Source organism: Devosia sp. P3_B2 (assembly GCF_056402875.1).
In genome coordinates this window covers 70223-96696 of sequence record NZ_JBFUGO010000008.1, presented here as the reverse complement: position 1 = coordinate 96696, position 26474 = coordinate 70223, and the positions used below count along the sequence as shown (strand labels likewise).

The following is a 26474-nucleotide window of genomic DNA, read 5'->3' as shown; positions in this document are numbered from 1 at the left end:
TTGACGCGTCCGTGACAGTCAGGCGATACGGATCGCGCGGGGCAGCGTTACGTCGAAGCGCGTGCCCACCGGCTGGTCGACGAAGCTGAGCTTGCCGCCATGCGCTTCGGTCAGTTCGCGGGCGATGGCTAGGCCGAGGCCTGTGCCGCCGGCGCGGGCGGAACCTTCGAAGGCGACGAACAGGTTCTCGCGCGCCCGTGGCGGCAGGCCGGGACCGTTGTCGGTCACCGACAGGGTCAGCCATTCCGGGGTCTCGGTCAGGTCGACCTCGACATAGGGCGCCTCGATCTTGCTGCCGGCGGCTTCCAGCGCCTCGCGGGCGTTCTTGAACAGGTTGTCGAAGATGCGGGCGAACTGGTCGGGGTCGGCCGAGATCGAGACGGCGTCGGGCACGCCATTGGTCCAGCGGATCGAAGGGTGGCCGACGAGGCCGGCATCGAATGCCGCTTCATCGAGCAGCAAATGCAGGTCAACCGGCACCGGGCGCGGCGGGGTGGCGCTCTGGCGGCCGTAGTCGAGCACCGACTGGGCAAAGCCGATGGCCTTGTCGATCGACAGCACGAGGCGCGGCGCCAGGCGCTGCACCTTCGGGTCGTCGAGATTGGCCACCTGGTCGGAGAGCAGTTGTGCCGAGGTCAGGGTGTTGCGCAGGTCGTGGTTGATCTTAGCCACGGCGAGGCCGAGGTCGGCGAGGTGCCGGCGTTGGCGCAGCATCGAGTAGATGTCGGACTCCATGTCGGCCAGCTCGCGCTCCATGATGCCGATCTCGTCGCGCCGGTCGCTGGGGGTGACGATCAGCGCCGCATTCTCGGGCGCTTCGGAGAACTCCACCATGTTGCCCGTCAGGCGGCGGATCGGGGCGATCAGGATGCGCGAAACGAAGACGTAGAGGACCGCCGAGGTGATGATGGCGAGGATCAGGGACAGGAAGAACAGGTTGCGCGAGTAGAGCAGCAGCTCGGTGCGCAGCGGGGCCTCCGGCATCAGCACCTCGATGACCCGGTCGGGCATGCCGTCTTCCTCGCCGACGATGCGCAGGGTCCGGTTGGAGCCGAGCACCAGCGTCTCCAGCGCACCGAGGATCAGCGTTGCCGGGTCGCGCTGGCGCAGGTCCACCGTCACCGCTTCGCGCGGCATGGTGACGTTCTCGAGCTCGATCAGCTGGCTTTGGCCCTCGCGGCGATAGACGATGGCGAGCGCCCCGGCGGAGGTCAGCAGCCGGTCGGTCAGCATGCGCGGCAGGTTCATCGCGTCGGGCACTGCATCGAGCACGCGCGCCGCGACGACGCCGACGCGCAGCCGGTCATTGAGCCAGCTCTGGCGGAAGTTGGCAGCCGACGGCAGGTAAATCACCACCTCGACCGCGAGGATCACCACGATGAGGGTGGCGATGATCTTGACGGAGAGCCCCGAAAACGGGCCCGGCATCGCGCGGTTTGCTGTGGCCATTGATCGATGATTAGCGGGGAAAGGCGCCGCTTTCCAGCGGCAACACGCGACAAATACCGCTTACCCGAGCAGCTTGTTGAGGCTGATCCACTGTTTGACCAGCGGCTTCTGCGTCTCGCCGCGGCGGAACTCTTCGCCGAGGCGGACGACGATCTCGGCAAACGAGGGGTAAGGGGCCACGAGTTCGGCGAGTTTGCCGGCAGGGAGCCCCCCCGTCATGGCGAGAGAGAACATCGAGACCAGTTCGCTCGCACCGGCTCCGACGACGCCGGCGCCCAGGATGCGGCCCGAGCGATCGGTGATCAGTTTTGCGAGCCCATAGGTCTCACGTGTGGCTCGGGCCCGGTCATTGTCGGCGTAGGACCAGCGGGTGACGCGGAAATTGACGCCATGCCTGGTCCGCGCCAGGGCTTCGTTGAGCCCGATTTCGGCAAGTTCCGGGTCGGTCGAGACGACGCGCGGCACCCGCAGCGCGTCCGGCAGCGCAACGACGCCGAGTAGCGCGTGGCGCACGACGATCTGGGCTTGCCGCACCGCCGCTTGCACCGACTGGCCGCCGGCGGCATCGCCGACTGCGTAGATGCGCGGGTTGCTGGTCTTCAGCCCCCGCGACAGCTGCGGCAAGCGCGGATCGGCCTTGTTCATCTTGACGCCGGCCTTGTCGAGTTCGAGGCCGGAGAGATTGGGGATGCGCTCGGGGGCGACGAGGATGTGCGATGCGTCCAGCAATTGGTCGACCTCGCCGTTCTGCAAGGCGACGCCGATGCCCAGCGAGCGCGGCTGGATGGCGGTAACGACGGCGTGGGGACGAAGGCTTACCCCCTCCTCGACCAGGCGCTTCAGCGCTACCGCGGCAAGCTCGGGGTCGAAGCCGGCGAGCATGGGGCCGTTCTCGACCACTGTGACCTCGGTGCCGAGCCGGCAATAGGCCTGCGCGAGTTCGAGCCCCAGCGGTCCGCCACCGATGACGACGAGATGGGTGAGCTTTCGGGTGTTGTCGAGAATTGTCTCGCTGGTGAAATACGGGACCGCGTCGAGCCCGGGGATCGACGGCACGGGCAGTCTCGCACCGGTGGCGATGACGAAACGCCTGGCGCGGATCTCGATGTCGCCGACCGTCACCGCGCGGCGGTTGATGAAGCGCGCCGTGCCGCGGACGATCTCAACCCCCAGCGCTTCGAGGCGACCGGCGGCGTTCTGCGGCGACAGCGCGGCGATCACCTGATCGACATGATCGTGAACGCGGCGGAAATTGATCTTGGGGTCCTCGGCGGTGATGCCGAAAGCTGCGCCGTCGCGCATCGCCTGCGCATGGGCTGCGGCAGCAACGAGGGCCTTGGCCGGGATGGCGCCATGGCTCAGGGCGTTACCGCCCAGCTTAGCCTTCTCGACCAGCACCACCGAGGCACCATAGGCGCGGGCCAGTTCGGCCACCGCCAACCCGCCCGATCCGGCCCCGATGACGCAGAGGTCGGGAGTAAGGATATCGGCCAATCTCGCCCTCTCGGTGCCCTGGGGACCAAGGCCCCGCGCCTCATTATCACCGGCTTCGTGCACGACAATAGTGGGCGAGATCAAGCCAGTGTGGAAATCGGCAGTTTTCGTCGCCCGGAAAAGCCTTTCTGCCGCAGCGCCGTCGCGTTGACTTCACCGAACCAATTCCCTATAAGCCGCCCCAATCTGCCGTAGGCGCCCTTTCGAGGGCTCGACCGGCAAGCACCTTGCTGCAGTCAAGAATAAGAGGAACCGCGCGCCGGCGTGGTCAGATCGTATGTCGAAACGCACTTTCCAGCCGAGCGTACTCGTTCGTACCCGTCGCCACGGCTTCCGCGCCCGCATGGCGACCAAGAACGGCCGCAAGATCCTGAACCGCCGCCGCGCTGTCGGCCGCGCCAAGCTCTCGGCCTAAGGCATTGGCCGTGAACACGGCCAACCCGCAGGAAAGCGCTTTGCCGCACGAAAGCGCTTTGCCGCAGGAGGTCGCTTTGCGGCGCCTCAAGAACCGGTCCGAATTTCTGGGAGCCGCCCGAGGCAAGCGCGTCGGGCGCTCTGCGTTTTCGCTACAGGCGAACGCGCGTGACCTCGAGGAGCCGGGCATCGGCTTCACGGTCACCAAGCAGATGGGCAATTCGCCACAGCGCAATCGTATTCGCCGTCGCCTCCGGGCGGCCGCCAAGGCTTGCGCCAGCGGGTTCGAACCCCAACATGACTACGTGCTCGTCGGGCGCCGCGAGGCGTTGAGCATTCCGTACGGCCAGTTGGTCGATGACCTCGGTGCCGCCATTTCCAAGATTCATCTGAAGAAGAAGAGCTGATGCAGTCCGAAAACAACCGCAACATGATCATTGCGATCGTGCTCAGCGTCGTGGTGCTGTTCGGATGGCAGTTCTTCATTGCCGGACCACAGCTGGAGCAGGCGCAGAAGCGCGCCGCCCTCGAGCAGGCGGCGCAGCAGCAGGCCGGTGCGCCTGCCGCGACGGACACCAGCCTCGCGACGCCCGCAGCCAATGGTACGGCCCCCGCCGCAGTTGGCGAGGGCGTCGGCAATGCCACCTTTGCCGACCGCAACGCCGCGCTGGTCGCGACGCCGCGCATCAAGATCGATACCCCGGCGCTCAGCGGCTCGGTCGCCCTCACTGGCGGCCGCCTCGATGACCTGCAGCTCAAGCGCTACACCGAGACAGTCGACGCCAGCTCCCCGATCGTCACTCTGCTGATCCCGCCGGGTGCGCCGGGTGGGTATTATGTCGAGCAAGGCTGGGCGCCCGTAGGCAGTGCGACCACGGTGCTCCCGGGCGCCGACACGGTCTGGGCCGTCGAGGGCGACAACCAGACCGTCACGACTGCGACGCCGGTGACGCTGGTATGGGACAATGGCGCCGGGCTCATCTTCCGCCGCACGGTCGGCGTCGATGAGAACTACCTGTTCACCATCACCCAGTCGGTCGAGAACAAGACCGGCGGCGATGTGGCGCTTTACCCCTACTCGCGCATCGTGCGGCAGGGCATCCCGCACGTGCAGAACTTCTTTGTCCAGCACGAAGGCCCGCTCGGCGTGCTCGGACCCAACAACCTGGTGTCGAAGAAGTACTCTGACCTCAAGGCCAACGAGCCGGTGGACTATACCAGCCCGACGGGTGGCTGGCTCGGCATCACGGACAAGTACTGGGCGACGGCCGTGCTGTCGGAACCCGGCAAGCCGCTCAACGCGCGCTTCTCGCGGTCGTTGTCCGGCGCGCTCGATATCTTCCAGACCAGCTTCGTCGAGAGCACCCCGGTGGTCGTACCGGCGGGCGGCAAGGCCGAATCGAAGTCCTTCGTGTTCGCCGGCGCCAAGCAGACCCGCATCATCGATGCCTACGACAAGAATTACGGCTTCGATCGGCTCGAGCTGCTGATCGACTGGGGCTGGCTGCACTTCATCACCCGCCCGATGTTCGAGCTGATCCAGTTCCTCTACGGCATCCTTGGCAATTTCGGCCTCGCGATCCTCGGGGTGACCGTCATCGTCAAGGCGCTGTTCTTCCCGCTGGCCAACCGCTCCTACGCCTCGATGGCGGCGATGCGCCGCGTGCAGCCGGAAATGAAGGCGATCCAGGAGCGCTTCAAGGAAGATCGTCCTGCCCAGCAGCAGGCGATGATGGAGCTCTACAAGAAAGAGAAGATCAACCCGCTCAGCGGCTGCTGGCCGGTGCTGATCCAGATTCCGGTGTTCTTCTCGCTCTACACCGTCATCTTCATCTCGCTCGAGATGCGCCACGCGCCGTTCTTCGGCTGGATCGTCGATCTCGCGGCGCCCGATCCGACCAACATCTTCACGCTGTTCGGCCTGATCCCGTGGAACCCCACCACGCTGCCGTTCGTCGGCAACCTGCTGCACCTCGGCGTCTGGCCGCTGCTCATGGGCATCACCATGTGGGTGCAGATGAAGCTCAACCCGCCGCCGCCGGATCCGACGCAGGCGATGATCTTCAACTGGATGCCGATCATCTTCACCTTCATGCTGGGCTCGTTCCCCGCCGGCCTCGTGATCTACTGGGCCTGGAACAACCTGCTCTCGGTGACGCAGCAGTATTTCATCATGAAGCGCCACGGCGCCGAGGTGAACCTGCTCAGCAACATCGCCGCCACCTTCAAGCGCAAGCCGAAGGCTGCGGACGGCAAGGCGAGCTGACGCAACAAGGGTGATCAGGTGCTGGACACCATCTGCCTGATCACCGGGCCCCGCACCGGGGCCAACCACCTGATGCAGCTCGGCGGCAACTTCGCCGAGCTGAAGACCTTCCCCGAACTGTTCGAGAGCCTTGCGGAGCGCATCGAGCCGGACAACGTGCTCGAGCGCGCGGCGGCCGAAGCGCAAGCCGAACGCAAGCGGGTCCTCACCTTCAAGCTCTGGCACGATACACTCGAAGCCGAGACGGTTGAGCAGCTGGTGCTGTCCCGCCCCGGTACACGGGTGATCTTCGTCGTCCGCCGCCAGATCGATGCCTATGTCAGCTGGTGCAAGGCGATCGAGCTGGGCAAATGGCAGGGCGTCGATACCTCGGGCGTCCGCCTCACTCTCGATGCCAACGACTTCGCGGCGTGGATGGAGGCGCAGGAGCGCTGGTACGACCGCTGGCGCAACTGGCTCAACCGGCGGTTCCTGCCCGCCCCGATCCTCCGCTACGAGACCGATCTCGACCAGCCACCGGAATGGGCGCTGCGCCGTTTCGCTGCTGCCGCGGCGCAGGTCGGAGTGACGCTGCGGGTGCCGGCGAGCCTTCCCGTCGCCGGGCTCACCAAGCAGGACCGGATCAAAGCCGCCGCCGACAAGGTCGACAACTGGCCGGCTTTCTCGAAGGCGCTGGTGGCGCGCGACCTCGAGAAGCGCGCCTTCGGCTATCCGGTCTAGCCTTCCCTTCCGGCGCCGCCTCCCCTATGGGAAGGCGATGAGCGAGACACAAGCAAAGTTCAGCGAAGACCAGATCGAGGCCGGGCGGCTGTTGTTCGCGCGGCCGTTCGTCTTCATCAAGGGGTGCGTGCGCATCGCCGACCTGCCGCCGGCCGACCGGATGGAGATTGCCTTTGCCGGCCGCTCCAATGTCGGCAAGTCGTCGCTGATCAATGCGCTGACCGGCACCACTGCCCTCGCCCGCACCTCGAACACGCCGGGCCGGACGCAGGAACTCAACATCTTCGAGAGCCAATCTGACGAACTCCGCATCGTCGACATGCCCGGCTATGGCTATGCCAAGGCGCCCGAGGACAAGGTGAAGCAGTGGACGCGGCTGATCCACCAGTACCTCACCGGCCGACCGAACCTCCGGCGCGTCTATGTGCTGATCGACGGCCGCCATGGGCCGAACGCCAACGACGCCTCAGTGATGAACGAGCTCGACAAGGCGGCGGTGAGCTACCAGATCGTCGTCACCAAGGCGGACAAGCCGAACAAGACCGAACTCGACGCGGCCCTCGCCAAGACGCGCGCGGCGATTGCCAAGCGCCCGGCGGCGCATCCCGAGCTGATCCTCACGTCGAGCGAGACCAAGCTGGGCATGGAACAGCTGCGGGCCGAGATCCGGCAGCTGATGGAGCACTAGCGGGCGAGGAACGCCCCTAGCCAGCCGGCAACGTCCTTGCTGTGCGACGGCTTTGCTACCGATCCGACCGCCGTGTCCACCACCTCGTCCGGAGCCTTGCCGCGGCGGAGTTCGGCCAGCGCCAGGGTGTAGTCGTCGAGGAATTCGGGGTGCGGCTGGAGGCTCAGGGCCTTGCCGTTCTTGTAGACGAGGCCGGCGTTCGGGGTGAATTCGGAGCCGAGGAACACCTCCGCGTCCTTTGGCGGGACGATCACCTGGTCCTGGTGAGAGCAGGCGATGGAGAGGGTTGGCAGGTCGGTGGCGAGGAAGGTGGGGCGCGCCTTCACCTCGTAGGTGTGGCGGCCGAGGCCCCAGCCCTTCTCGGACTTGCGCACGTCACCGCCCAGGGCGTCGGCCATGATCTGGTGGCCGAAACAGATGCCCAGCATCGGCGTATCGGCGGCGTAGGCCGAGCGGATGAAGGCGCGCAGGGGATCGAGCCAGGCGTAGTCGTCGTAGACGCCGGCGGCGGAGCCGGTGATCAGGATGCCGTCGAGCTTGCTCGCATCGGGGAACGCGGCGCCGTCGTAGACCGGCGCGGTCTCGTATTCGAAGGGCTGGCCGGCCTCGTCGAACATGCGCTTGAACATTGGCGGGTAAGCGCCGAACTGGGGGCGCAGGGCGGCGGGGACGTCGCCGGTCTGGATGATCGTGAGCTTCATGGCGAACGAGAAATGGATCGGTTCGCGCGGGGACGCAAGATGGCGGGCAGCGCGGCTGGGTTGCGCAGAAAAAGGGGCCCGCGCTTCTGTGCGAGCCCCAGTTTGGAGAGTTCGGTGATCGGGATCAGCCCTCGGCGGGGGTAAAGGTCAGCGCCAGGCCGTTCATGCAGTAGCGCAGGCCCGTTGGCTGCGGGCCGTCGGTGAAGACGTGGCCGAGATGGCCGCCGCAGCGGCGGCAATGGACTTCGGTGCGGGCCATGCCGAGCGTGGTGTCGGTGGCCTCGCCGACGGCGTTGTCGAGTGGCTGGTAGAAGCTGGGCCAGCCGGTGCCGCTCTCGTACTTGGTCTTGGAATCGAACAGTGGCAGTTCGCAGCCGGCGCAGTTGAAGGTGCCGACCCGATGCTCGTTGAGCAGCGGCGAAGAACCCGGCGCCTCGGTGGCTTCGTGGCGCAGCACCTCGAAGACCTTTGGCGGGAGCTTGGCCTTCCACTCCTCTTCGGTGAGCGTGATTTCGAAAGTGCCTTCCGCGGCGCGGCTGGCGCCCATCGGGCGGAACATCAGCGCTGCCGCGCCGAGGGCGGCTACGGCGGTGCCGCCGAGTAGAAAAGTACGGCGATCGACTTGCATGGGGTGAGGCCTTTTCAGCGGTTGCCGGCAGTTTATCCGCCCTGTCGGCCAGGAGCATTCAAATGCTCGTGTCCCGCAAGGCAACCCCAGCGGGACACGAAACAGGCAAGGCCCATCTTGCGGCGGACAGATGGGCCAGTGCCGAAGGTTACATCTTGGGCAGAAGCACCTTGTCGATGACGTGGATCACGCCGTTCGACTGGACGACGTCGGCAATGGTCACGTTGGCGACGCCACCGGCTTCGTCAGTGATGGTGACCTTGCCGCCATCGGCCTTCAGCCACAGCTTGCAGCCGCCCACCGTGGTGACCTCGTGGGTGCCGCCATCGTCCATCGCCATCTTGGTGATGTCGGTCGACATCGCCTTGGCGGCGATGACGTGGCAGGTGAGGATCTTCACCAGCTGGTCCTTGTTCTCGGGCTTCAGCAGGTTCTCGACAGTACCGGCCGGGAGCGCATCGAAGGCGGCATTGACGGGAGCCAGCACGGTGAACGGGCCAGCGCCTTTCAGCGTCTCGACCAGGCCAGCGGCCTTCACGGCGGCGACGAGCGTGGTGTGATCGGCCGAGTTCACCGCGTTGTCGATGATGTCCTTGGTTTCCGACATCGGCGCGCCGCCGACCATCGGGTTCTCGGCAAAGGCAACACCGGAGATCGCGGAGACCGACAGCATGGCCGAGACGGCAAGTGCGCGAAGAGTGGAGAGCTTCATTGTTTGGTTCCTTCCTTTGGCAGTGTCCGCGTTGTTCTCTTGGCGGGACAGCGTGAGATACGGAGGGAACTTCCGGCCGGTTTCGGATCACATTTCGCTTCTGGCGGGATTATTTGGGGGTGGTGGCGAAACTTCTCGGATGGAGTTTTCGTAGCCGCGCGGGAGGGGTTGCTGGCCTAGACGGCCCCCTCCCGGCCTCCCCCATGAAGGGGGAGGTGAAGAGTCGAGGCTGTGGTTCGGTCGTGCCCGATGCTCGATGCGGCACCTCCTCCTTCATGGGGGAGGATGGGAGGGGGCGTCTGCCAACCGTATGCGACGGTCAGATCGCGGTCGCCATGCCCTTGGCGACGATGGGGCCCTGGGGGGCGCCGGTGGGCGAACCGCCCTTCTGCTCGAGGGTGACGGCGAGGACGGTGCCTTCGCCGAACTCGCCGGGCATGGGCGGCATCTTCATGTCGGAGCGGCCCATCGGCACCACGCCCATCGAGATCGGGGCGTTGGCGCCCTGGATGGCCCAGAGCTCGTAGTCCTTGTCGGGCACCGCATCGCCGCTCAGCGCGGTGAGCCGGACGCTGCCGGTCATCGGGTTGTAGAGCGCGACGAAGCTGACATTGCTGCCCTGCTCGCTCAATGCGGCCACCAGTTGGTTGGCGAACATCTGCGGGTCGAGCCGTGGCGGCTGCAACAGGTTGACGCCGATGGCGACCACGGCGACCGCGGCGGCTGCCCCGGCCAAGCCACGCCACAGCGCCAGCGAATTCCACCAGCCGCCGCGCGCTTCCGGCTGGCCGCCGAACAGCCGCGTTTCCAGCCGGGACAGCCCGCCGGCGGGCGCCGTCACTTCGGCGAACTCGTTGTCGAGCGTCGCGAGCCGGGTGCGCCACAGGCGGAGGTCGATGGCGAGGTTCGGCTCGGTGGCGATGCGATGCGCGACGGCGGTCAGCTCGGGGCCCTTGAGCAGGCCGAGCGCGTATTCGGCGACCAGGACCTGGTCGTCTTCCCTACCGCCGCTGTGACCTTCCGTGCTCATGCCGACAGGCACTCTCTCAGTTTCAACAGGCTGCGCCGCAGCCAGGTTCGCATCGTGTTCAGCGGCACGCTGTGGCGCGTCGCCAGTTCCTCGTAGCTGAAGCCGTCGAGATAGGCCCCGCGCACGCAATCGGCCTTGTCGCTCTCGAGCTCGTCGAGGCAGCCGTCGATGCGCGTGCGCTCGGAGCTGTCGATGGTTGCCTGTTCTGGATCAGGCCCACCATCGGCAAGGTCGAGCACGAGGTCGATATCATCGCTCACCGGCTTTCGCGCCCGAAGTGCATCCAGGGCATGGTTGCGGGCGACCGCCACCAGCCAGCTGATCGGGCTATAACCTCCCGCTACATAGCGGTCGGCGCGTTGCCAGATCTTGACGTACACTTCCTGCAGCGCCTCTTCGGCTTCCGCTCTGTCCTTGAGGATACGCAGCGTTACGCCGAAAAGTTTCGCGCTGGTGCGGTCGTAGAGATCACGAAAGGCCGCACGATCCCGCAACGCGATGCGGGCAATGAGGTCGGCGATCTCGGCGCTCGCGGGGCTGCTCATGGCGCGAACTTAGCCAAAGGCTCGTCATATGCCTATCCCTGCCCCCGCCGGTCACGAAATCTTCGTGTTTGTTTTGTTGATGCGCGCCGAGGCTCAAAAGCGCTTTCGACTCCGGCGGAATGCGCTATAGGACGAGACACAATGGATACACAGCGCAAGATGCCCGATATCGAGAGCTTCTCCCGGGACGCCGCCGTCCTGTCTCAGGCACTGCCTTACATGCAGCGCTACGAGGGCAAGACCGTCGTCGTGAAATATGGCGGGCACGCCATGGGCGACAACGCGCTGGGCCAGGCCTTTGCGCGCGACATCGCGCTCTTGAAGCAATCGCGCGTCAATCCGATCGTGGTGCATGGCGGTGGGCCGCAGATCGCCTCGATGCTGAAGAACCTCGGCATCGAATCGAAGTTCGAGGGCGGGCTGCGCGTCACTGACAAGCGGACCATGGAAGTGGTCGAGATGGTGCTGGCCGGCTCGATCAACAAAGAGATCGTGGCGCTGATCAATGCCGAAGGCGAATGGGCCATCGGGCTTTGCGGCAAGGACGGCAACATGGTCTTTGCCAAGAAGGCCACCAAGACCGTCAAGGACCCCGGCTCGAACATCGAGCGCGAGCTTGATCTCGGCTTCGTCGGCGAGCCGGTGGAAGTCGACCGCACGTTGCTCGACCAGCTCGCCCGTTCCGAGATGATCCCGGTGATCGCGCCGGTGGCGCCAGGGCGCGACGGCAACACCTACAATATCAACGCCGATACGTTTGCGGGCGCCATTGCCGGCTCGCTCGGCGCCAAGCGCCTGCTGTTCCTGACCGACGTCGACGGCGTGCTCGACGCCAACAAGAAGCTGATCCCCGAGCTGTCGATGCGCGATGCCAAGGCGCTGATCGCCGACGGCACCATCAATGGCGGGATGATCCCGAAGGTCGAGACCTGCCTCGAGGCGCTGGACAACGGCGTCGAGGGCGTCGTGATCCTCAACGGCAAGACCCCGCACGTGGTGCTGGTCGAGCTGTTCACCGAGCATGGCGCCGGAACGCTGATCGTCCGGTAGGGCGAGCAGTTCCTCCGGCGGTCACGGCGCAGGCCGTGACCCGGTGCTCAGCCCCATCCAGTCGCTCGGTTTTTCCGACCGCGCCGTCAGATCGTGTCCCATGAGACGCGAGTTGCGGCTCTCGCCCGGCTGGCGGCTGGTGTGCGGGAGGCTGCGCGACGTTGTCCGGTTGTGCATCGCCCTGCCCCTTACTGCTTCAGCCACGGTGTTTCGAGGCTCCAGAATACCGCGTCGACGCCGAGGTAATCGTCGGCGAAGGCGATGAACTCGTCCTTGGTGAAGGGCTTGCCGGTCTTGTCGTTCTTGTAGGTGAGCGTCGGCTCCTGCACGGCCATGCCGACGAAATCCAGCTTGCCTTTGTACTGGTTGAAGAACGGGTAGGAGTTCTTCATCTGGCCCTTGCGCCAAGGGACAATGTCGGGGCCGCCCAGGCCGATGTTGTTGGCGGCGGCCAGCTCGAACAGGCGGCTCATGTAGGTGTGGTCGTTCTCCCACTCGCAAGGCCAGAAGTTCACGTACTGGACCACCTTGGATGCTGTGAAAGCCCGACGGGCGACCATGAGATTCTGCAGCTCGGCGTCGAAGTAGGCGTCGCAGCTGAAGCCGGTCTTGTCGGCCTTCATGTCGATGTCTATCGCCGTCTCCGGCAGGTTGACGCCGTAGACCTTGCCGTCGAAGCGCACAGCCAGCGCTTGCAGCAGCGCCTGGTAGCGAGCCCTCACCGCCGGGTTCCACTGCATGGTGGTCCAGCCATAGGCTTGAGTCTTGTCCTCGCCCGGGTTGTCGACCTGCGGTACCAGCCCACCGCCATATTCGGCACCTTCGAGCACGTAGTCGGGGATGTTGCGGGCTTGGGGCGAGAAGAAGCGGTCCTGGATCTGGATGAAGAGTTTCTTTCCGAGCCGCCCGGTCTGCGCCAGGTCGCGCTCGATGGCGGAGAAGTCGTACTCGCCTTTCGCCGGCTCGAGGGCGCGCCAGTTGTAGACCACCTGGGCACCTTCGATGTCGGGCCGCGCCAGCACGGACTCGGCAGCTTCGAGGTCGCCGTTGCCGGTATAGATGAAGTTCTCAGCGGCGCGGGCGTTGGCGGCGAGGCCGGTGGCCAGCGCGAAGAGGACGACGGCGGTCAGGCCGAAGGTGGTGAGGCTGTTCACGGCGGCTCCTGGTGCGTTTGGTGCACGCGAGATGGAGGCGCAGTTGGCCGACACCGCGACCGCTATGTGGCATTTTACGGAAACTCGTCAGCAATGGTTAGCCAATTGCCAACGTGGCGGATCGATCAGGGCTTCTGATGCCGGGCCAGCAGTTCGCCGGTCATCTTCTCCTGCAGCGCCATCGACTCGGTGAGCACTGCCTCGACTACCTGCAGTTCCGCTACCGAGTATTTGGCGAGGAGAACTTCGCCCGCCGCGCCCAATGGCAAATAGGCCTCGGCGGTAACCCGGTGCGCCTCCTCGGCGGCCTCCACCCAGACTTTTCGCCGATCGCCGGGGTCGGGACGCCGGCGGACGAAGCCGCGCTTTTCCAGCCGGTCGATCAGCGCCGTCACCGCCGCCGGGGTCAGCCTGATCTCGCGGGCGATGGCGCTGGCAGTTTGCGGGCCGAGCCAGAGGAAGCTCAGGCACAGCCGCTCGGACGCGTTGAGGCCGTAGATGGCGCCCACGGCCTCATCATGTTTCTGCGTGGCATCCTGCCAGCGCACCACGATGCGACCGAGGGTTTCGATGAGGGCGGCTTTGTCGGGGGTTGACATTATTGTTCGATCATCTAATTGTTAGATTGTCTAATAATAAGGCGTTCGTACAATGTCACCTATCGATAGTCGCCCCGCAAGGGCAAAAACCAACCATCCCCAGATCGCCATCTGCGGCGCCGGCATCGGTGGCCTGGCGCTGGCTCTGGCACTGCAGCAGAAGGGACTGAGGCCGGTGGTCATCGAACGGCGCCGCGCGGCTCAGATCCGCTCAGACGGGCTGTTCCTGACGCTGGCCCCCAATGGCATCAATGCGCTGAGGGCGCTCGGCCTCGCCGATGCGGTGATCGCGGCGGGCCTCGATACCAGCGGCATTGCCATCTTCAACGAGCACGGCAAGCGGTTGGGGCTGATGGACTACGCCGGGCATCGCGAGGCGTTCGGCGCGCCGTCGGTCACCATCGGACGCGGCGCGCTCGGCGGCGCGCTGCTCGATGCGGCGGAAGCAGCCGGCGTGATGCTGCGGCTTGGCGAAGACCTGACCGGCATCGATGAAACCGAAGCCGGCGTCACCATCGAAACCGGATCAACGCGCGAAATGTTCGACATGGCAATCGCCTGCGACGGCCTGCGCTCGACGGTGCGGCGGCTCTGCTTCCCGGAGCTGCCGGCGCCCCGCTATTCCGGCCTCATAGGTACCGGCGGGCTGGTCGACGTGCCGGAGATCGCCCCGACTGATGGCGTCATGTACATGACCTTCGGCAAACGGGCGTTCTTCGGCTACCTCAAGCAGGGGAACGGACCGGTGCTGTGGTTCAACACCTATCCCGACGCCGAAAACGAGACCGGGCCGGTTGCCAATCCCTCAGCCTATGCGGCCAAGGTCGCGGCCATGCACGCGGACGATCCGCTCGACAATCGGCGGATCCTTGCCGCGGTGACGCGCATCGATCGCAATTTCCCGGTCTATGACATGGACGGCTTGAGCCGCTGGTCGACGCTGCGCGTGCTGCTGATGGGCGATGCCGCCCATGCGGTGGCGCCGCATTCGGGCCAGGGTGCCTCGATGGCGATCGAGGATGCCGTGGTGCTGGCCGCCTGCCTCGACGAACAGCCGGAGCCGGCTGCCGCGTTCCGGCGCTTCGAGGCGTTGCGCCGGCAGCGAGTCGAGACCGCCATCCAGATCGGCCGGATGGCCGGATCGCAGAAGCACGCGCAGAGCTGGCTCTCCCTCCGCATCCGCGACCTGATCCTGCCCGTGGTGATGCCGATGGGGGTGAGGGCGCAGCAGCGAATGTTCGGCTTCAGGGCCGACCGCACCCCGCTCACCCAACCAACCCAGTAAAGGAGAACGACATGGCCAACCGCCCACCCCTCACCCCCGATGAAGAATGGCGCTACGCGCAGACGGCGCTCAGCTGGCATGGCTGGGGCTCGCCCGTCGGCCTCGGCATCGGGCTTGTCTGCCTCAGCCTCGCCGCGCTGGTCGGACGCTTCGTCATCCTCGGGTTCTAGCCGAGCCGGTCACGGCTCCGGCTGCTGCCAGGAGAGGCCCATTTCAGCCCGCACCTCGATGCTACCGAAGCGGGCCATGGCATCGCGACCGGCGATCTCCGCCGCCTCGGCGAGATCGCGCGCCTCGATCACCAGGACGCCGCCCAGGTGCTCCTTGCTTTCGACGTAGGGGCCGTCGGTAGCCGAAACCTTGCCACCGCGGGAGCGGACGACCCTCGCGGTCTCCGGCTCCTTGAGGGCGAGATCGAGGACGAACTGGCCGCTGGCCTTGAGCGCCCTATTGGTTTCCCGGTTCTGTCGATCCATCGCCGCCAGCTCTTCGGGCGTCGCGGCTTCGATCAGCGATTTGTCGACGTGGACGAGGCAGACATAGCGCATGGGTTCCTCCTTCGGCTTCACAGCTAGTCGAGGTAGCGACGGCGACATCGACATTCGCCGGGCAAAAAAGAAAGGGCGCCCGCAGGCGCCCTGTCCATTGCTCTATGCCTCGACCGGCACCGCGGGCGCCGCCGGGGCGCCGGCACCTTGATCCGGGCGTTTGATCCTGAGGAACGGCACCAGCACCACGACCAACCCGAAGGCGACGATCTGGTAGAGGATCGCCGGCCCCGCAGCCTGGGCGAAGGCGACATGCGGCGGGTTGCCGGCGGCAAAGCCGGCGGAAAGCTGGGTGAAGAAGATCTGCCCGACCAGCGCCACACCGATGGCGCCACCGACCTGCTGGAAGGCCTGCAGCGCGCCCGAGCCGGCACCGGCATCGCGCGGCGGCACGCCCGACAGCACCGACTGGAACAGGCCGGAGAAGCCGAGGCCGAGACCGAGGCCGGCCAGCAGCAGCGGCGGCAGGAAGGTCCAGTGGTCGACGGAATCGCCAAGGCCGCGGATGATGAAGTCGAGCCAACCGATCCCGAGCACCAGCATCGCCGCGCCCAGCGCCAGCCGGGTGCGCAGGTAACGCTGGCCGAGACGGCCGATAAACAGCGAGATGGCAAGCACGCCGACCGAGAACGGGGTGTTGGTGAGGCCCGACATCAGCGGGGTGAAGTTGTAGCCGGATTGCAGCAGCAGCGAGATCACCATGAACATCGCCGGGATGCCCGAGGCGAAGATGGTGGTGATGAGCAGGCCCAGCAGATAGTTGGGATTGCTGATCAGGCTGAAATTCAGCAGCTGCGGCAGATCAAGGCGAGCGCGGTGGCGCTCCCAGATGACGAAGAGGCCGGTGAACAGCAGGCCAACGCCCATCAGCCCCCACAGCCATGTCGGCCAGCCGAGGGTGTGGCCCTCGACCAAGGCATAGACTATGGCGACGGTGGCCGCGCCGAACAGCGCGATGCCGACGAAATCGTTCTTCAGCGTCGGATGGCCTGGCGTGCGGGGGATGAGGTACCAGCCGGCGACGACGGCAAGGATGCCGAACGGGACGTTGACGAGGAAGATCGGACGCCAGTCCAGGCCGGCGAAGTTGGCGCCGATCAGCAGCCCACCGACGATCGGGCCGGCAACCGCGGCAAGGCCGGCGCTGAGGCCGAACAGGGAGAAGGCCTGGCCCTTCTCCTCGGGCGGGAAGGTGACCTGGGCGATGGCGAGGACCTGCGGGGTCATCGCCGCACCGGCGAGGCCTTGCAGCACGCGGGCAACGATCAGCCACTCGATCGAGGGGGCGAGGCCGCAGAAGGCGGAGGCCAGCGTGAAGGCGGCGACGCCGATGAGGAACATGCGGGTGCGGCCGACGATGTCGCCGAGCCGGCCGAATGGCAGAAGGCCCAGCGCGAAGGCGAGCACATAAGCGGCGATGACCCACTCGATCTGGCTGGGATCGGCGCCGAGGTTCTGCTGCAGGCTGGGCAGCGCGACGTTGACGATGGTGACGTCGATGAGATTCATGAAGCTGGCGAGCAGCAGGACGGCAAGCGCCACCCAGCGGCGCGGATCGGCATCGGCCTTGGATTGCGGCACGTGGAATTGCGAAGACATGGCTAGTTCCTGGTCTCTGGCGTTTGGTGGCGAACGGCGCGGCGCAACTCGGCGCACAGCCGTTCGAAATACTGGGGGGTGGTATCGGGGCCGCGGCCGAAGCCGACCAATGCTCCGATGAACATGCTCGAGGCCGCCTCGGGGTCGAGGTCCGGCCGGAAGGTGCCGTCGGCGAGGCCGGCGACGAAAATGGCGGCAACCATCTGGTGCCATTTGTGCAGGATCGGCTGCATGGCGGCGTGGATCACGGCGTCGCGCCGGGCCCGCTCCATCAGCTCCGACATCACCGCGAGGGTCTCGCGCTGCTCGTAGAACATCTCGCGGAAGTCGAAGAACTCGTGCTCCAGTCGCTCGCCAGGCGACAGGTGGGCACGCGGGCGGAGCAGCGACTGGGCCCGGAAATCGTCGCGCATGGTGTCGGCGACGAGCCCGATCAGCGCCTCCTTGGTGGGCACGTGATAGTGCAGCGTCGCGACATTGATGCCGACACGCGCGGCGATATCGCGGGTCCTGAGGCCCTCGAAGCCTTTCTCGACGATGAGATCGCGCGCCGCTGCCGCGATGGCGCGGCGACGATCGTCGGTGGTCTCGCGCTTGCTGGTCGGGCTGGTGAGGGTCATCGGATTTCCTGGCTCGCCGACAATGTCGCGCCAAACATCGGCATTTCGACACTTGGCTTGCGGCGAGGCCAGGCACATACACCCGGGAAATCTTTCAATCAAGTGATTGATTGATCAAATTGCGGAGGTCGAGGTGGTGGCGGTGCACAGCCCTGCAATCAGCGCGGGGTGAAAGTTCGCGGCTTATCTGCCATATTGGTGGGATGAACGATCTTACTCCTCCGCCCCGTTCGCTCTCCCACGTCACCGACTGGGTGTTCGACCTCGACAACACGCTCTACCCGCGCGAGTGCAACCTGTTCGCGCAGATCGACATGCTGATCTCCCGCTATATGGTCGGGGTGACGCAGCTGCCGTTCGACGAGGCGCGGGCGCTGCAGAAGGCCTATTACCGCGACTACGGCACGACGCTTAACGGGCTGATGCAGCTGCACGAGGTCGACCCGGACCACTTCCTCAACACCGTCCACGCGATCGATTATACGCCGGTTGCGGCGCATCCCGACCTCGTCGACGCGATCCGTGCGCTGCCGGGGCGGAAGTTCATTCTCACCAATGGCGATGTCGGGCACGCGAGGGCGGTACTGAACCGGCTGGGCAATGCCGACGGGCTGTTTGAAGACATTTTCGACATCCGCGCCATGAGCTACCGGCCGAAGCCGCTGCCTGAAGCGTATGATGCCTTCTTCCGCAAGCACGGGATCGACGCGCGGCGGGCCGCGATGTTCGACGATCTCGAGAAGAACCTCGTGGTGCCGCACGATACCGGGATGACCACCGTGCAGGTGATCGCCGGCGAGGCGTTCGCGCATGAGCAGGTGGAGGCGTGGGAGCTGGAACGCACCGGCGGCGCGCATGTGCACCATATGACGGCGGACCTGGCCGGGTTCCTCAGAAAGCTGCCATGAGCTGGTACGAGCAAGCCGGCGTCATCCTCTTCACCGAGGATTTCGAGCGCTGCCTCGCCTTCTATCGCGACCTCCTCGAGCTGCCGGTGATGTTCACCACGGCGAGCGTCGCGGCGCTGAAGTTCGGCGATGGCTACATCATGGTCGAGGGCGGCGGGGTGGCTGCAGCGACAGAAAAATCGCGCGCCCAGAGCCCGGTGACGCTACGCTTCAACGTCGCCGACGTGGATGCGGCGGCCGATCGGTTGCGCGCCAAGGGCATCGGGGTCGAGGTCAGCCACTGGGACTGGGGCATCATCGGCGGCTTCGTCGATCCGGACGGCAACCGGTGTGAGTTGCGCAACCACTTCGACGGCACGTTCGCACCGAAGCGCTAGCCAGTGGCCAGCGTCACTTCCGGCAAATTGTAGTGCTCGCGGATCACGTTCCAGCCATCCTCCGCGCTATCCACCACGGTGAACAGTTTCGGATCGTCGGGCGCGATGGTGCCGGCTTCCGCCAGCGCCTCGAAATTGATCACCTTGTTCCAGAACTCCTTGCCGAACAGCAAGAGCGGAATCCGGTCCATGCGGCCGGTCTGGATCAGGGTGAGCGTCTCGAAGAACTCGTCCAGCGTGCCGAAGCCGCCGGGGAAGATGGCGACGGCGCGGGCGCGCAGCAGGAAGTGGATCTTGCGGGTCGCGAAATAGTGGAAATTGAAGCAGAGGTCGGGGGTGATGTAGGCGTTCGGCGCCTGCTCGTGCGGCAGGACGATGTTGAATGCGATGTTCGGTGCGCCGACATCATCGGCCCCACGGTTGCCGGCCTCCATGACGCCGGGCCCGCCGCCGGTCACCACGACGTAGTCGCGGAATCCTAGCGCCCGCGAGGTGAGCGAGGCGTACTGGGCAAAGCGCCGCGCCTCCTCGTAGTAGCGCGAGGCGATCTCGAGGTTCTTCTTCTGGGTCTCGTTGCGAGCAGCCCAGGCGGGCTTGCCCGGCTCGGGGATACGGGCACCGCCGAACAGCACAACGGTCGAGCGGATGCCGTGCTCGCGCAGGCGGAACTCGGTCTTCAAATACTCGAGCTGGAAGCGGATGCCGCGGGTATCCTCCGAGGTCATGAACTCGTCGTCGGAGAAGGCGAGGCGGAACGCGGCGGATTCGGTCTGCGGCGTCGACGGCGCACGTTTTGCCGCATCGATGTCTTCGACCGAGGTGCGAAGCGGGGTATGGGCGCGTGTGGCCATTCTGGCAGTCTCCGAAACTAGGCGATGAGCTTGTCATGGCCGGGGTTAAGGATCGTTGACAGGCGAACCGAGCCGGATAATGTCCGGCGCGCCTTCCTGCCACCCGATCCGAAAGCACTTTCCATGTCGCATGCCGATCTCGCCCAGACCATCGATGCCGCCTGGGAGGCGCGCACCGAGATCAGCTCCAGCACGCAGGGCGCCATCCGCGAGGCTGTGGAGACTGCCCTCGAGCTGCTCGACGGCGGCAAGGCGCGCGTCGCCGAGAAGTCTGCTGACGGCTGGACGGTGAACCAGTGGCTGAAGAAGGCGGTGCTGCTGAGCTTCCGGCTCAACGACAACGCCGTGATCCAGGGCCCCGGTGGCACCACCTGGTGGGATAAGGTACCATCCAAGTTCGAGGGCTGGGGCGAGAACCGCTTCCGCGAGGCCGGCTTCCGTGCCGTGCCCGGCTCGATCGTGCGGCGCGGCTCGCATATCGGCCGCGGCGTGGTGCTGATGCCGAGCTTCGTCAATATCGGCGCGTTCGTCGACGAGAACTCGATGGTCGATGGCTGGGCCACCGTCGGCTCGTGCGCGCAGATCGGCAAGAACGTGCACCTCAGCGGCGGCGTCGGCATTGGCGGCGTGCTCGAGCCGATGCAGGCCGGCCCGACCATCATCGAGGACAACTGCTTCATCGGCGCCCGCTCCGAGGTGGTCGAGGGCGTGGTGGTCGGCGAAGGCTCGGTGCTGTCGATGGGCGTCTATATCGGCGCCTCGACCAAGATCGTCGACCGGGCGACCGGCGAGGTCCATATCGGCAAGGTGCCGCCCTACTCCGTGGTGGTGTCGGGCAACCTGCCGGGCAAGCCGCTGCCGAACGGCAACCCCGGCCCGAGCCTCTACTGCGCAGTGATCGTGAAGACGGTGGACGCGCAGACGCGGAGCAAGACCGGCATCAACGAACTGCTGCGGGACTAGTGATACCGCCGACTCTCAAATAGGGTCGCCGTCGGGATACAGTCGCGGCGGGGGCAGCGGTGGGCGTCGGGTTTCTTTACTTTTCGACCAAGGGGCGGATTACGCGGCAGGCCTGGTGGCTGGGAGCCTTGGTGCTCGGCGCATTGGTGATCGCCTTCGTAATGGCCGCCATGTTCAGTGGTGCAGCTCTATCTCCGGCGGCCTTCTTCTGGTTGTTCGGGGCAACCTCAGTCGCGGCTTCCTGTCCCTACTATTGCCTGTCGGTGAAACGCCTGCACGATTGCAACGAGAACGGCCGTCTCCTCTTGGCCTACCTGGTCCTCTCGGGTATCGCAATGATCGCGCAGACATGGTTCATCACGACGGTCCTGCTGCCCAGCATGGAGACGAGGGCGTCGCTCACGACCATGCTGATGCCGTCCTTCTCGACGCTCAGCAACGTCCTCGGAGCGCTCACCGCAATCCAGTCGGCATGTGGTCTCTATCTGCTTTACCTGCTCGGGTTCCAGATGGGGACGAAGGGCGCCAATAAGCATGGCCCCGATCCCCTCCGACCCCCGGTTCCCGCGGCCTAGCGGCGCGGCTGGTAGGATTGCGGCGACTCTACTAGGCTCGCGCCTGCGGCATGAGGGCGCCGCGGGAAGCCATAGAGGGAATAATGGACTTTCAGTATCTCTACACCAAGACCGAGGGTCGGATTTCGCGCAAGAGCTGGTGGATCGGCGCGATCGTGCTGGCGGTTGCCAACATCGTCATCTCGATGCTCATCCTGCCGCTGGTGGGCCTGGGCGGCCCCAACATGGCGGCGATCATGGCCAACACCACCGATCCCGCGCAGATCGCGACCATTGCCACCGGAGTGATCCAGGCCTCGGCATGGGGCAGCCTCGTGGTGTTCCTGATCTTCGCCTATCCGGCCTATTGCCTGTCGGTGAAGCGCCGGCACGACAAGAACAATGCCGGACGCGACGTGCTGATCTACTTCGGCGTCACGGTCGTGCTGCTGCTGATCCAGGCACTTGGTCTGGGCTACACGATGACCGACATCCAGGGCGTGACGGTACCGATGCCGAGCATGCTGTTTTCGGTGATCGGCGCGGCGGTCGGCATTTTCGGCATCTACATGCTGGTCGTCCTCGGGTTCCTCAAGGGCACCGACGGCACCAATGACTATGGCCTCGATCCGCTGACCAGCGGCGCGGCCGCGACCGCGTAACCAGAACGACGGACGGGACATGCCCGCATCACTCGGGATCGATCCCGTCCAACTTCTCGCCGAGCTGATCCGGCAGCCATCGGTCACCCCGGAGCTTGCCGGGGCATTCGATGTGCTCGAGGCGGCACTGACGCCGCTCGGGTTCACCTGCCAGCGCCTGCGTTTCGAGGGTGATGGCTCGTATCCGGTCGACAACCTGTTCGCGACGCGCGGCAGCGGCGGCAAGCACCTGCTGTTTGCCGGGCACACCGACGTGGTGCCGCCGGGTGATACGGCGGCGTGGCGGCACCCGCCGTTTGCTGCCGAGATCGTCGACGGGACGATTTATGGGCGCGGGTCGGCGGACATGAAGTCGGGGATCGCGGCGTTCGTTGCCGCGCTGTCCCGCGTGCCTGACGCCGGCCACATCTCGCTTGCGATCACCAATGACGAGGAAGCCGACTCGGTCAACGGCACCGACAAGCTGATGGCCTGGGCGGAGGCTGAGGGCCATCGGTTCGATTTCGCCATTGTCGGCGAGCCGAGCGCTACGGCGCGGGTGGGTGACAGCATCAAGGTGGGGCGGCGCGGGTCGCTCAACGGGCAGATTCGGGTGACCGGGACGCAGGGGCATGTTGCCTACCCGGACAAGGCCAACAATCCGCTGCCGGTGGCGGCGCTGCTGATCGGCGCGCTGACCGGCAAGCTCGATGACGGCACCGAGCATTTTCCGCCGTCGAACCTCGAATTCACCTCGGCCGACGTGGGCAACGAGACGACCAACGTCATTCCGGCCTCGGTGCTGCTGCGCTTCAACGTGCGCTACAACGACCGCTGGACGCCCGAGAGCCTGATCGAGGCGATCAACGAGGTGATCGGCAACCAGGACGCGCGCGGCTGCGCGGTGGAATTCACCGTGGCGGGGCGGCCATCGCGCTCGTTCCTATCGCCGCTCGGGGGTGGGGTGGAGACGCTGATCGAGACGATCGCGCGGCGCACCGGCATCCCGCCGGAGCTCTCGACCGGGGGCGGCACATCGGACGCGCGGTTCATCGCCGAATACTGCCCGGTCGTGGAGTTCGGGCTGCCCGGTCCGACCATGCATAAGGTGGACGAGAACGTGCGGGTCGCCGATGTCGAGGATCTGACGGCGGTCTACGCCGCGTTCATTGCCGACTATCTGGGAGCCAAGTGATGGCCAACGGTTTCTACCGCGCCATCGACGTGGTGAGCCGGGCAGTGTTCGGTAAGGCCCCAGCCCCTGGCGACGCTGCGGCGAGCGTGACCTGGACGCATGCGGTGACCGGCATCGTCGTGCTGGCGGTCCTGCAGGCCGCGATCCTCGTGGTTCCCTTTGCCGGCATGCTGCCTGAGGCGCTGCGGGTCGTAGTCGACTTCGCTGCCGTGGCGCTGATCATGCTGGCGGTGCCGTTCGTGGTGCTCGGCGGAGCGGCGATGCTGCTGAACAAGCGCGAGCAGTTGCCGGCGCTCTTCCTGTTCCTCGCACTGGTGCTGGCGATCAGCCAGATCGTCGGGCTGGTGCTCGGCGCGCTCGGCGTCAGCTCGGGCACGGCGCTGATCGGCGTCCTCGCCTTCTTCACCGCACGGGCGTCGAAAAGCCTGCTCGGGGTCGGCTGGGGTGGGGCGATCTTGATCGGCGCGCTGGTCGCGGTCGGCACATTCGCCGCGAGCTTCCTGTTCCTGGCCTTGCCGACCGGGCAGGCGATGCTGGCGGCGCCATGAACGCTTTCGGCGAGCTGTGGCGCGCCATTATCGGCTGGCTCGACCTGCTGACGGCGCGTCCGGGGGCGGCGGAGAAGTTCAATCTTACGGGCCTCGGCCTCGTCAACGCGGCCGGCTGCTATTTCGCGGTGGTGATGCTGCTGATTGCCGCCGAGAGTACGCTGAGCGGCTTTCCCGGCTGGGGGCTGATCGCCATCAGCCTCGCGGTGAATGCGGGGCGGCTGGCGACCGTCTGGGCGGTCATCTGGATCACGGCGCGGCTGCTCTCGGCGCCGGCCGTCGCCATGGCGGTGCCGAGCACCTATGCGATGGCGTTCATCCTGGCGCTGTCGCTGCCCCTCGCCTATTTCGGCGGGCCGAACCTGATCGTTGCGACGCTCGGGGTCACCGGCTTCATGCAGTATCGGGTGGCGCGCGAAATCGGCAAACTGCGGATCGGCATTTCCGTCGCGTTTGCCATTCTTTCGGTCGCCGCGCTTGTCGCCGTCCGAGTCGGGCTCTACATGCTGACCTCCGGTATGCAGGGAATTGGCTAGTGCCCGAACGCAGCAACGAGATCTGGGATGAGGTGAGCTCGGCCGCGCGCGGCGTCGCGGGGCTGGTCATCGGCAATCGCCAGTCGGGCAGGTATTTCGATTTCTCGACGCGCGGCCTCGTCGGCAGCTTCATTGCCTTCCTCACGGTCACGCTGATTACCGCTGCGCTGCCGCTGCTGCTGGGGGTGCCAGGCGCCAAGGGATCGGTGTTCCGGGCGGTGATGACGGTCATCATCCTGTTCGGCTTCCAGATCGCTTTCTCGGCCATCCTGCTGCGGCAGCTGAAACGCCTCGATGGCCTCGTGCCTTATCTGGTTGCCGACAACTGGGCGTCGTTCTTCCTCACGCTCGCCAGCACGCTGCTTAGCCTGTTCGGCATCGGTGGAGAGTTCCTGCTGATTGCTGTCGGCATCGTGGTGATCGTCATCGAGATCAATATCGCGCGCCTGATCGTCACGCTGTCGGCCTGGCAGATTGCCATGTTCCTCGTGGCGCAGCTGGTCGGGGTCAGCATCGCACTGCTGATCGTCGGCGTGGTGTTCCCGCTGTCGCCGGAACAGCTGGCCGAACTCAACGCCGCGGCGGCTAGTAGTCGACCCTAGTGAGATAGAGCCCGTCGGGCGGGGCCAGCGGGCCGCAGCGGGCGCGATCGCGCGCGTCTAGGGCGGCGCGGAAGTCGCGCGGCTGCCACTTGCCGTCGCCGACCAGCTTCAGTGAACCCACCATCGAGCGCACCTGGCTGTGAAGGAAGCTCCGCGCCTTGGCGGTGACGACGATCATGTCGGACTGCTGCGACACGGTGAAGACATCGAGGGTGCGATCGGGCGATTTCGCCTGGCACTCGGCGGCGCGGAAGGTGGTGAAGTCGTGCTTACCGAGGATGAGCTGGGCGGCCTCGTGCATACGGTCGGCATCGAGCTGCACGGGCACGTGCCAGACACGGCCCATGTCGAGGCCAGGACGAGCCCGGCGGTTGAGGATGCGGTACTCGTAGTGCCGGGCGATGGCGGAGAAGCGGGCCTCGAAGCTCTCGTCGACCAGGTCGGCAGTGAGGATCGCCACCGGGTGCGGCTTGGTGTGGTAGTTCAGGGCTTCGCGGACCTTGAACGGGTCCCAGTCGCGCTCGAGGTCGAAATGGACGACCTGGCCGAGGGCATGGACGCCGGCATCGGTGCGGCCGGCAGCCTGGGTGACGACGCTCTCGCTGGAGAAGCGCTCGATGGCTTCCTCAAGCAGTTGCTGAACCGACAGATCGTGCGCCTGCCGCTGCCAGCCGCAGAAGGGGCGGCCGTCATACTCGATGCTGAGGCGGTAGCGGGGCATTAGCCCGCCCGTTCCGGCAGCGCCCCGGCTCCGCGCAGGAACGTGGCGGCATCCATCGCGCCCTTGCCCTCGCGCTGCACCGCGGTCAGCCTCACGGCACCGCTGCCACAGGCGATGGTAAGATCGGGAAGGATTGTGCCGGGCGCGCCGAAGCCTGGGATCAGGGTCGAGCGCAGCGCCTTGATGCGGGTCGGCGTGCCGTTGAGCTCGAGTTCGAACCAGGCGCCGGGGAATGGCGAGAGGCCGCGGATCAGGTTGTGGACCTCAGCCGCCGGCTTGCCCCAATCGATGCGGGCTTCGGCCTTGTCGATCTTGGCGGCGTAGGTCACGCCTTCTTCGGGCTGCGGGGTGAAGTGCAGGCTGCCGCGTTCGAGTGCCGCCAGCGCCCGGCCCATCAGGTCGGCGCCGACCAGCATCATCTTGTCGTGCAGCTCGCCCGAGGTCATGTCGGGGCCGATGGGCATTTCCTCGATCAGGCCGACGGCGCCGGTATCGAGGCCCTCGTCCATCTGCATCACCATGATGCCGGTGCGCGCGTCGCCGGCCATCACCGCACGCTGGATCGGCGCGGCGCCGCGCCAGCGCGGCAAGAGCGAGCCGTGGAGATTGAGGCAGCCGAGACGCGGCGCTTCTAGGATCGGCTTGGGCAGGATCAGGCCGTACGCGACGACCACCGCAACATCGGCATCGAGCGAGGCGAACACTTCCTGCTCGGGCGCCTGCTTGAGGCTGCGCGGGGTGAAGACGGGGATACCGAAGTTCTCGGCCGCCTCGTGCACCGGCGACTTGCGCTCGGCCTGGCCGCGGCCGGCGGGCTTTGGCGCACGGGTGTAGACGGCGACGACTTCGTGGCCGGTGGAGACGATCTCGGTGAGGGTGGGCACGGCGAATTCCGGCGTGCCCATGAAGATGATTTTCATATGTTCCGGTCTCCCGGTGGTCGCCTTCTCCCCTTGTGGGAGAAGGTGGCGCGCAGCGCCGGATGAGGGGTCCCGCGAAACGAAGTGTAGCGCGATCCGAGCGAAGCGAGGAGCGACCCAGTGCGCGGAGAGAGACCCCTCATCCGCCCTTCGGGC

The 26474-nt window shown here is 66.0% G+C and carries 32 protein-coding genes; 17 read left to right on the top strand and 15 right to left on the bottom strand.

The window, feature by feature from the left end; all coding sequences use genetic code 11:
- Positions 1-18: 18 nt before the first annotated feature.
- Both AC1DV8_RS13280 and AC1DV8_RS13275 read right to left on the bottom strand, forming a co-directional pair.
- Positions 19-1449, bottom strand: coding sequence for a sensor histidine kinase (locus AC1DV8_RS13280; protein ID WP_477150718.1), 1431 nt, complete (start codon positions 1447-1449; stop codon positions 19-21).
- A 60-nt stretch (positions 1450-1509) separates the two neighbouring features.
- Entirely contained in the window at positions 1510-2943 is a 1434-nt protein-coding gene (locus AC1DV8_RS13275) for a dihydrolipoyl dehydrogenase family protein (RefSeq protein WP_477157762.1), read from the bottom strand.
- A 277-nt stretch (positions 2944-3220) separates the two neighbouring features.
- Here AC1DV8_RS13275 and rpmH point away from each other — a divergent pair, with 277 nt between their 5' ends.
- The 5 genes from rpmH to yihA are packed head-to-tail and all read left to right on the top strand — an operon-like array spanning position 3221 to position 7031.
- Positions 3221-3358, top strand: coding sequence for a 50S ribosomal protein L34 (gene rpmH / locus AC1DV8_RS13270; protein WP_477150720.1), 138 nt, complete (start codon positions 3221-3223; stop codon positions 3356-3358).
- A 10-nt stretch (positions 3359-3368) separates the two neighbouring features.
- Entirely contained in the window at positions 3369-3764 is a 396-nt protein-coding gene (gene rnpA / locus AC1DV8_RS13265) for a ribonuclease P protein component (protein WP_477150721.1), read from the top strand.
- Complete coding sequence (gene yidC, locus AC1DV8_RS13260) at positions 3764-5623, top strand: membrane protein insertase YidC (protein WP_477150722.1); 1860 nt, start codon at positions 3764-3766, stop codon at positions 5621-5623. Before rnpA ends, yidC begins: the two co-directional genes overlap by 1 nt.
- Before the next feature lie 18 nt (positions 5624-5641).
- Positions 5642-6343, top strand: a complete 702-nt coding sequence (locus AC1DV8_RS13255; RefSeq protein ID WP_477150723.1) for a hypothetical protein — start codon at positions 5642-5644, stop codon at positions 6341-6343.
- 37 nt (positions 6344-6380) lie between these two features.
- Positions 6381-7031, top strand: a complete 651-nt coding sequence (yihA, locus tag AC1DV8_RS13250; RefSeq protein WP_477150724.1) for a ribosome biogenesis GTP-binding protein YihA/YsxC — start codon at positions 6381-6383, stop codon at positions 7029-7031.
- Here the strand turns inward: yihA and AC1DV8_RS13245 are convergent.
- From AC1DV8_RS13245 to AC1DV8_RS13225, 5 genes are all read right to left on the bottom strand, one after another.
- A complete protein-coding gene (locus AC1DV8_RS13245; protein WP_477150725.1) occupies positions 7028-7732 on the bottom strand; it encodes a type 1 glutamine amidotransferase in 705 nt (234 codons plus the stop codon). The two genes, yihA and AC1DV8_RS13245, sit on opposite strands and share 4 nt — an antisense overlap.
- Before the next feature lie 124 nt (positions 7733-7856).
- Positions 7857-8360 carry a peptide-methionine (R)-S-oxide reductase MsrB gene (gene msrB, locus AC1DV8_RS13240; RefSeq protein ID WP_477157761.1) on the bottom strand — a complete coding sequence of 168 codons (504 nt, stop codon included), beginning with the start codon at positions 8358-8360 and terminating at the stop codon, positions 7857-7859.
- A gap of 148 nt (positions 8361-8508) precedes the next feature.
- Complete coding sequence (locus tag AC1DV8_RS13235; RefSeq protein WP_477150727.1) at positions 8509-9072, bottom strand: fasciclin domain-containing protein; 564 nt, start codon at positions 9070-9072, stop codon at positions 8509-8511.
- Positions 9073-9391: 319 nt separating this feature from the next.
- The gene (locus tag AC1DV8_RS13230) at positions 9392-10102 is read right to left on the bottom strand and encodes an anti-sigma factor (RefSeq protein ID WP_477157760.1); all 711 of its coding nucleotides are present in this window, start codon (positions 10100-10102) and stop codon (positions 9392-9394) included.
- Positions 10099-10647: a sigma-70 family RNA polymerase sigma factor gene (locus tag AC1DV8_RS13225; protein WP_477150729.1), complete on the bottom strand. Its 549-nt coding sequence runs from the start codon at positions 10645-10647 to the stop codon at positions 10099-10101. The genes AC1DV8_RS13230 and AC1DV8_RS13225 overlap by 4 nt, the downstream gene beginning before the upstream one ends.
- A gap of 141 nt (positions 10648-10788) precedes the next feature.
- On the opposite strand from AC1DV8_RS13225, the gene argB reads away from it, so the two are divergent.
- On the top strand, positions 10789-11697 hold the full coding sequence (gene argB / locus AC1DV8_RS13220; protein ID WP_477150730.1) for an acetylglutamate kinase: 909 nt from the start codon (positions 10789-10791) through the stop codon (positions 11695-11697).
- Positions 11698-11885: 188 nt separating this feature from the next.
- Here argB and AC1DV8_RS13215 read toward each other — a convergent pair whose 3' ends face one another.
- Positions 11886-12851 (bottom strand): hypothetical protein, encoded by a 966-nt coding sequence (locus AC1DV8_RS13215; RefSeq protein ID WP_477157759.1) that lies wholly within the window; start codon positions 12849-12851, stop codon positions 11886-11888.
- A gap of 125 nt (positions 12852-12976) precedes the next feature.
- A complete protein-coding gene (locus AC1DV8_RS13210; protein ID WP_477150732.1) occupies positions 12977-13450 on the bottom strand; it encodes a MarR family winged helix-turn-helix transcriptional regulator in 474 nt (157 codons plus the stop codon).
- 52 nt (positions 13451-13502) lie between these two features.
- Between AC1DV8_RS13210 and AC1DV8_RS13205 the strand changes: the two genes are divergently transcribed.
- Complete coding sequence (locus AC1DV8_RS13205; RefSeq protein WP_477157758.1) at positions 13503-14735, top strand: FAD-dependent oxidoreductase; 1233 nt, start codon at positions 13503-13505, stop codon at positions 14733-14735.
- Between the two features lie 11 nt (positions 14736-14746).
- Positions 14747-14905, top strand: a complete 159-nt coding sequence (locus AC1DV8_RS13200) for a hypothetical protein (RefSeq protein WP_477150734.1) — start codon at positions 14747-14749, stop codon at positions 14903-14905.
- 9 nt (positions 14906-14914) lie between these two features.
- Here AC1DV8_RS13200 and AC1DV8_RS13195 read toward each other — a convergent pair whose 3' ends face one another.
- From AC1DV8_RS13195 to AC1DV8_RS13185, 3 genes are all read right to left on the bottom strand, one after another.
- On the bottom strand, positions 14915-15283 hold the full coding sequence (locus AC1DV8_RS13195; RefSeq protein WP_477157757.1) for a YciI family protein: 369 nt from the start codon (positions 15281-15283) through the stop codon (positions 14915-14917).
- Positions 15284-15385: 102 nt separating this feature from the next.
- Positions 15386-16882, bottom strand: coding sequence for an MFS transporter (locus AC1DV8_RS13190; RefSeq protein ID WP_477150736.1), 1497 nt, complete (start codon positions 16880-16882; stop codon positions 15386-15388).
- Positions 16883-16884: 2 nt separating this feature from the next.
- Positions 16885-17502 carry a TetR/AcrR family transcriptional regulator gene (locus AC1DV8_RS13185; RefSeq protein WP_477150737.1) on the bottom strand — a complete coding sequence of 206 codons (618 nt, stop codon included), beginning with the start codon at positions 17500-17502 and terminating at the stop codon, positions 16885-16887.
- A 203-nt stretch (positions 17503-17705) separates the two neighbouring features.
- Here AC1DV8_RS13185 and AC1DV8_RS13180 point away from each other — a divergent pair, with 203 nt between their 5' ends.
- Both AC1DV8_RS13180 and AC1DV8_RS13175 read left to right on the top strand, forming a co-directional pair.
- Positions 17706-18410 carry a pyrimidine 5'-nucleotidase gene (locus AC1DV8_RS13180; protein ID WP_477157756.1) on the top strand — a complete coding sequence of 235 codons (705 nt, stop codon included), beginning with the start codon at positions 17706-17708 and terminating at the stop codon, positions 18408-18410.
- A complete protein-coding gene (locus AC1DV8_RS13175; RefSeq protein WP_477157755.1) occupies positions 18407-18787 on the top strand; it encodes a VOC family protein in 381 nt (126 codons plus the stop codon). The genes AC1DV8_RS13180 and AC1DV8_RS13175 overlap by 4 nt, the downstream gene beginning before the upstream one ends.
- Here the strand turns inward: AC1DV8_RS13175 and AC1DV8_RS13170 are convergent.
- The gene (locus tag AC1DV8_RS13170) at positions 18784-19638 is read right to left on the bottom strand and encodes an LOG family protein (RefSeq protein WP_477150740.1); all 855 of its coding nucleotides are present in this window, start codon (positions 19636-19638) and stop codon (positions 18784-18786) included. The two genes, AC1DV8_RS13175 and AC1DV8_RS13170, sit on opposite strands and share 4 nt — an antisense overlap.
- 123 nt (positions 19639-19761) lie before the next feature.
- Here AC1DV8_RS13170 and dapD point away from each other — a divergent pair, with 123 nt between their 5' ends.
- The 7 genes from dapD to AC1DV8_RS13135 all read left to right on the top strand — a co-directional run bounded on the left by dapD (position 19762) and on the right by AC1DV8_RS13135 (position 24677).
- Complete coding sequence (gene dapD / locus AC1DV8_RS13165) at positions 19762-20601, top strand: 2,3,4,5-tetrahydropyridine-2,6-dicarboxylate N-succinyltransferase (protein ID WP_477157754.1); 840 nt, start codon at positions 19762-19764, stop codon at positions 20599-20601.
- Positions 20602-20660: 59 nt separating this feature from the next.
- On the top strand, positions 20661-21176 hold the full coding sequence (locus AC1DV8_RS13160) for a DUF805 domain-containing protein (protein ID WP_477157753.1): 516 nt from the start codon (positions 20661-20663) through the stop codon (positions 21174-21176).
- A gap of 83 nt (positions 21177-21259) precedes the next feature.
- A complete protein-coding gene (locus tag AC1DV8_RS13155; protein WP_477157752.1) occupies positions 21260-21817 on the top strand; it encodes a DUF805 domain-containing protein in 558 nt (185 codons plus the stop codon).
- Positions 21818-21836: 19 nt separating this feature from the next.
- A complete protein-coding gene (dapE, locus tag AC1DV8_RS13150) occupies positions 21837-22991 on the top strand; it encodes a succinyl-diaminopimelate desuccinylase (protein ID WP_477157751.1) in 1155 nt (384 codons plus the stop codon).
- Positions 22991-23539, top strand: a complete 549-nt coding sequence (locus AC1DV8_RS13145; protein WP_477157750.1) for a hypothetical protein — start codon at positions 22991-22993, stop codon at positions 23537-23539. Before dapE ends, AC1DV8_RS13145 begins: the two co-directional genes overlap by 1 nt.
- Positions 23536-24075, top strand: a complete 540-nt coding sequence (locus AC1DV8_RS13140; protein ID WP_477157749.1) for a hypothetical protein — start codon at positions 23536-23538, stop codon at positions 24073-24075. The genes AC1DV8_RS13145 and AC1DV8_RS13140 overlap by 4 nt, the downstream gene beginning before the upstream one ends.
- Positions 24075-24677, top strand: coding sequence for a hypothetical protein (locus AC1DV8_RS13135; RefSeq protein ID WP_477157748.1), 603 nt, complete (start codon positions 24075-24077; stop codon positions 24675-24677). The genes AC1DV8_RS13140 and AC1DV8_RS13135 overlap by 1 nt, the downstream gene beginning before the upstream one ends.
- Here the strand turns inward: AC1DV8_RS13135 and truA are convergent.
- Both truA and fmt read right to left on the bottom strand, forming a co-directional pair.
- A complete protein-coding gene (truA, locus tag AC1DV8_RS13130) occupies positions 24661-25398 on the bottom strand; it encodes a tRNA pseudouridine(38-40) synthase TruA (protein ID WP_477157747.1) in 738 nt (245 codons plus the stop codon). The genes AC1DV8_RS13135 and truA overlap by 17 nt on opposite strands.
- Positions 25398-26318 (bottom strand): methionyl-tRNA formyltransferase, encoded by a 921-nt coding sequence (gene fmt / locus AC1DV8_RS13125; protein WP_477150749.1) that lies wholly within the window; start codon positions 26316-26318, stop codon positions 25398-25400. Before fmt ends, truA begins: the two co-directional genes overlap by 1 nt.
- Positions 26319-26474: the final 156 nt, after the last annotated feature.

Bases quoted from the DNA above. Each gene is read 5' to 3' on its own strand.
- AC1DV8_RS13280 (WP_477150718.1), bottom strand. From the start codon at position 1,449: ATGGCCACAGCAAACCGCGCGATGCCGGGCCCGTTTTCGGGGCTCTCC.
- rpmH (WP_477150720.1), top strand. From the start codon at position 3,221: ATGTCGAAACGCACTTTCCAGCCGAGCGTACTCGTTCGTACCCGTCGC.
- yidC (WP_477150722.1), top strand. From the start codon at position 3,764: ATGCAGTCCGAAAACAACCGCAACATGATCATTGCGATCGTGCTCAGC.
- yihA (WP_477150724.1), top strand. From the start codon at position 6,381: ATGAGCGAGACACAAGCAAAGTTCAGCGAAGACCAGATCGAGGCCGGG.
- AC1DV8_RS13245 (WP_477150725.1), bottom strand. From the start codon at position 7,732: ATGAAGCTCACGATCATCCAGACCGGCGACGTCCCCGCCGCCCTGCGC.
- msrB (WP_477157761.1), bottom strand. From the start codon at position 8,360: ATGCAAGTCGATCGCCGTACTTTTCTACTCGGCGGCACCGCCGTAGCC.
- AC1DV8_RS13235 (WP_477150727.1), bottom strand. From the start codon at position 9,072: ATGAAGCTCTCCACTCTTCGCGCACTTGCCGTCTCGGCCATGCTGTCG.
- AC1DV8_RS13230 (WP_477157760.1), bottom strand. From the start codon at position 10,102: ATGAGCACGGAAGGTCACAGCGGCGGTAGGGAAGACGACCAGGTCCTG.
- AC1DV8_RS13225 (WP_477150729.1), bottom strand. From the start codon at position 10,647: ATGAGCAGCCCCGCGAGCGCCGAGATCGCCGACCTCATTGCCCGCATC.
- argB (WP_477150730.1), top strand. From the start codon at position 10,789: ATGGATACACAGCGCAAGATGCCCGATATCGAGAGCTTCTCCCGGGAC.
- AC1DV8_RS13210 (WP_477150732.1), bottom strand. From the start codon at position 13,450: ATGTCAACCCCCGACAAAGCCGCCCTCATCGAAACCCTCGGTCGCATC.
- AC1DV8_RS13205 (WP_477157758.1), top strand. From the start codon at position 13,503: ATGTCACCTATCGATAGTCGCCCCGCAAGGGCAAAAACCAACCATCCC.
- AC1DV8_RS13200 (WP_477150734.1), top strand. From the start codon at position 14,747: ATGGCCAACCGCCCACCCCTCACCCCCGATGAAGAATGGCGCTACGCG.
- AC1DV8_RS13195 (WP_477157757.1), bottom strand. From the start codon at position 15,283: ATGCGCTATGTCTGCCTCGTCCACGTCGACAAATCGCTGATCGAAGCC.
- AC1DV8_RS13190 (WP_477150736.1), bottom strand. From the start codon at position 16,882: ATGTCTTCGCAATTCCACGTGCCGCAATCCAAGGCCGATGCCGATCCG.
- AC1DV8_RS13185 (WP_477150737.1), bottom strand. From the start codon at position 17,502: ATGACCCTCACCAGCCCGACCAGCAAGCGCGAGACCACCGACGATCGT.
- AC1DV8_RS13180 (WP_477157756.1), top strand. From the start codon at position 17,706: ATGAACGATCTTACTCCTCCGCCCCGTTCGCTCTCCCACGTCACCGAC.
- AC1DV8_RS13175 (WP_477157755.1), top strand. From the start codon at position 18,407: ATGAGCTGGTACGAGCAAGCCGGCGTCATCCTCTTCACCGAGGATTTC.
- AC1DV8_RS13170 (WP_477150740.1), bottom strand. From the start codon at position 19,638: ATGGCCACACGCGCCCATACCCCGCTTCGCACCTCGGTCGAAGACATC.
- dapD (WP_477157754.1), top strand. From the start codon at position 19,762: ATGTCGCATGCCGATCTCGCCCAGACCATCGATGCCGCCTGGGAGGCG.
- AC1DV8_RS13155 (WP_477157752.1), top strand. From the start codon at position 21,260: ATGGACTTTCAGTATCTCTACACCAAGACCGAGGGTCGGATTTCGCGC.
- dapE (WP_477157751.1), top strand. From the start codon at position 21,837: ATGCCCGCATCACTCGGGATCGATCCCGTCCAACTTCTCGCCGAGCTG.
- AC1DV8_RS13145 (WP_477157750.1), top strand. From the start codon at position 22,991: ATGGCCAACGGTTTCTACCGCGCCATCGACGTGGTGAGCCGGGCAGTG.
- AC1DV8_RS13140 (WP_477157749.1), top strand. From the start codon at position 23,536: ATGAACGCTTTCGGCGAGCTGTGGCGCGCCATTATCGGCTGGCTCGAC.
- truA (WP_477157747.1), bottom strand. From the start codon at position 25,398: ATGCCCCGCTACCGCCTCAGCATCGAGTATGACGGCCGCCCCTTCTGC.
- fmt (WP_477150749.1), bottom strand. From the start codon at position 26,318: ATGAAAATCATCTTCATGGGCACGCCGGAATTCGCCGTGCCCACCCTC.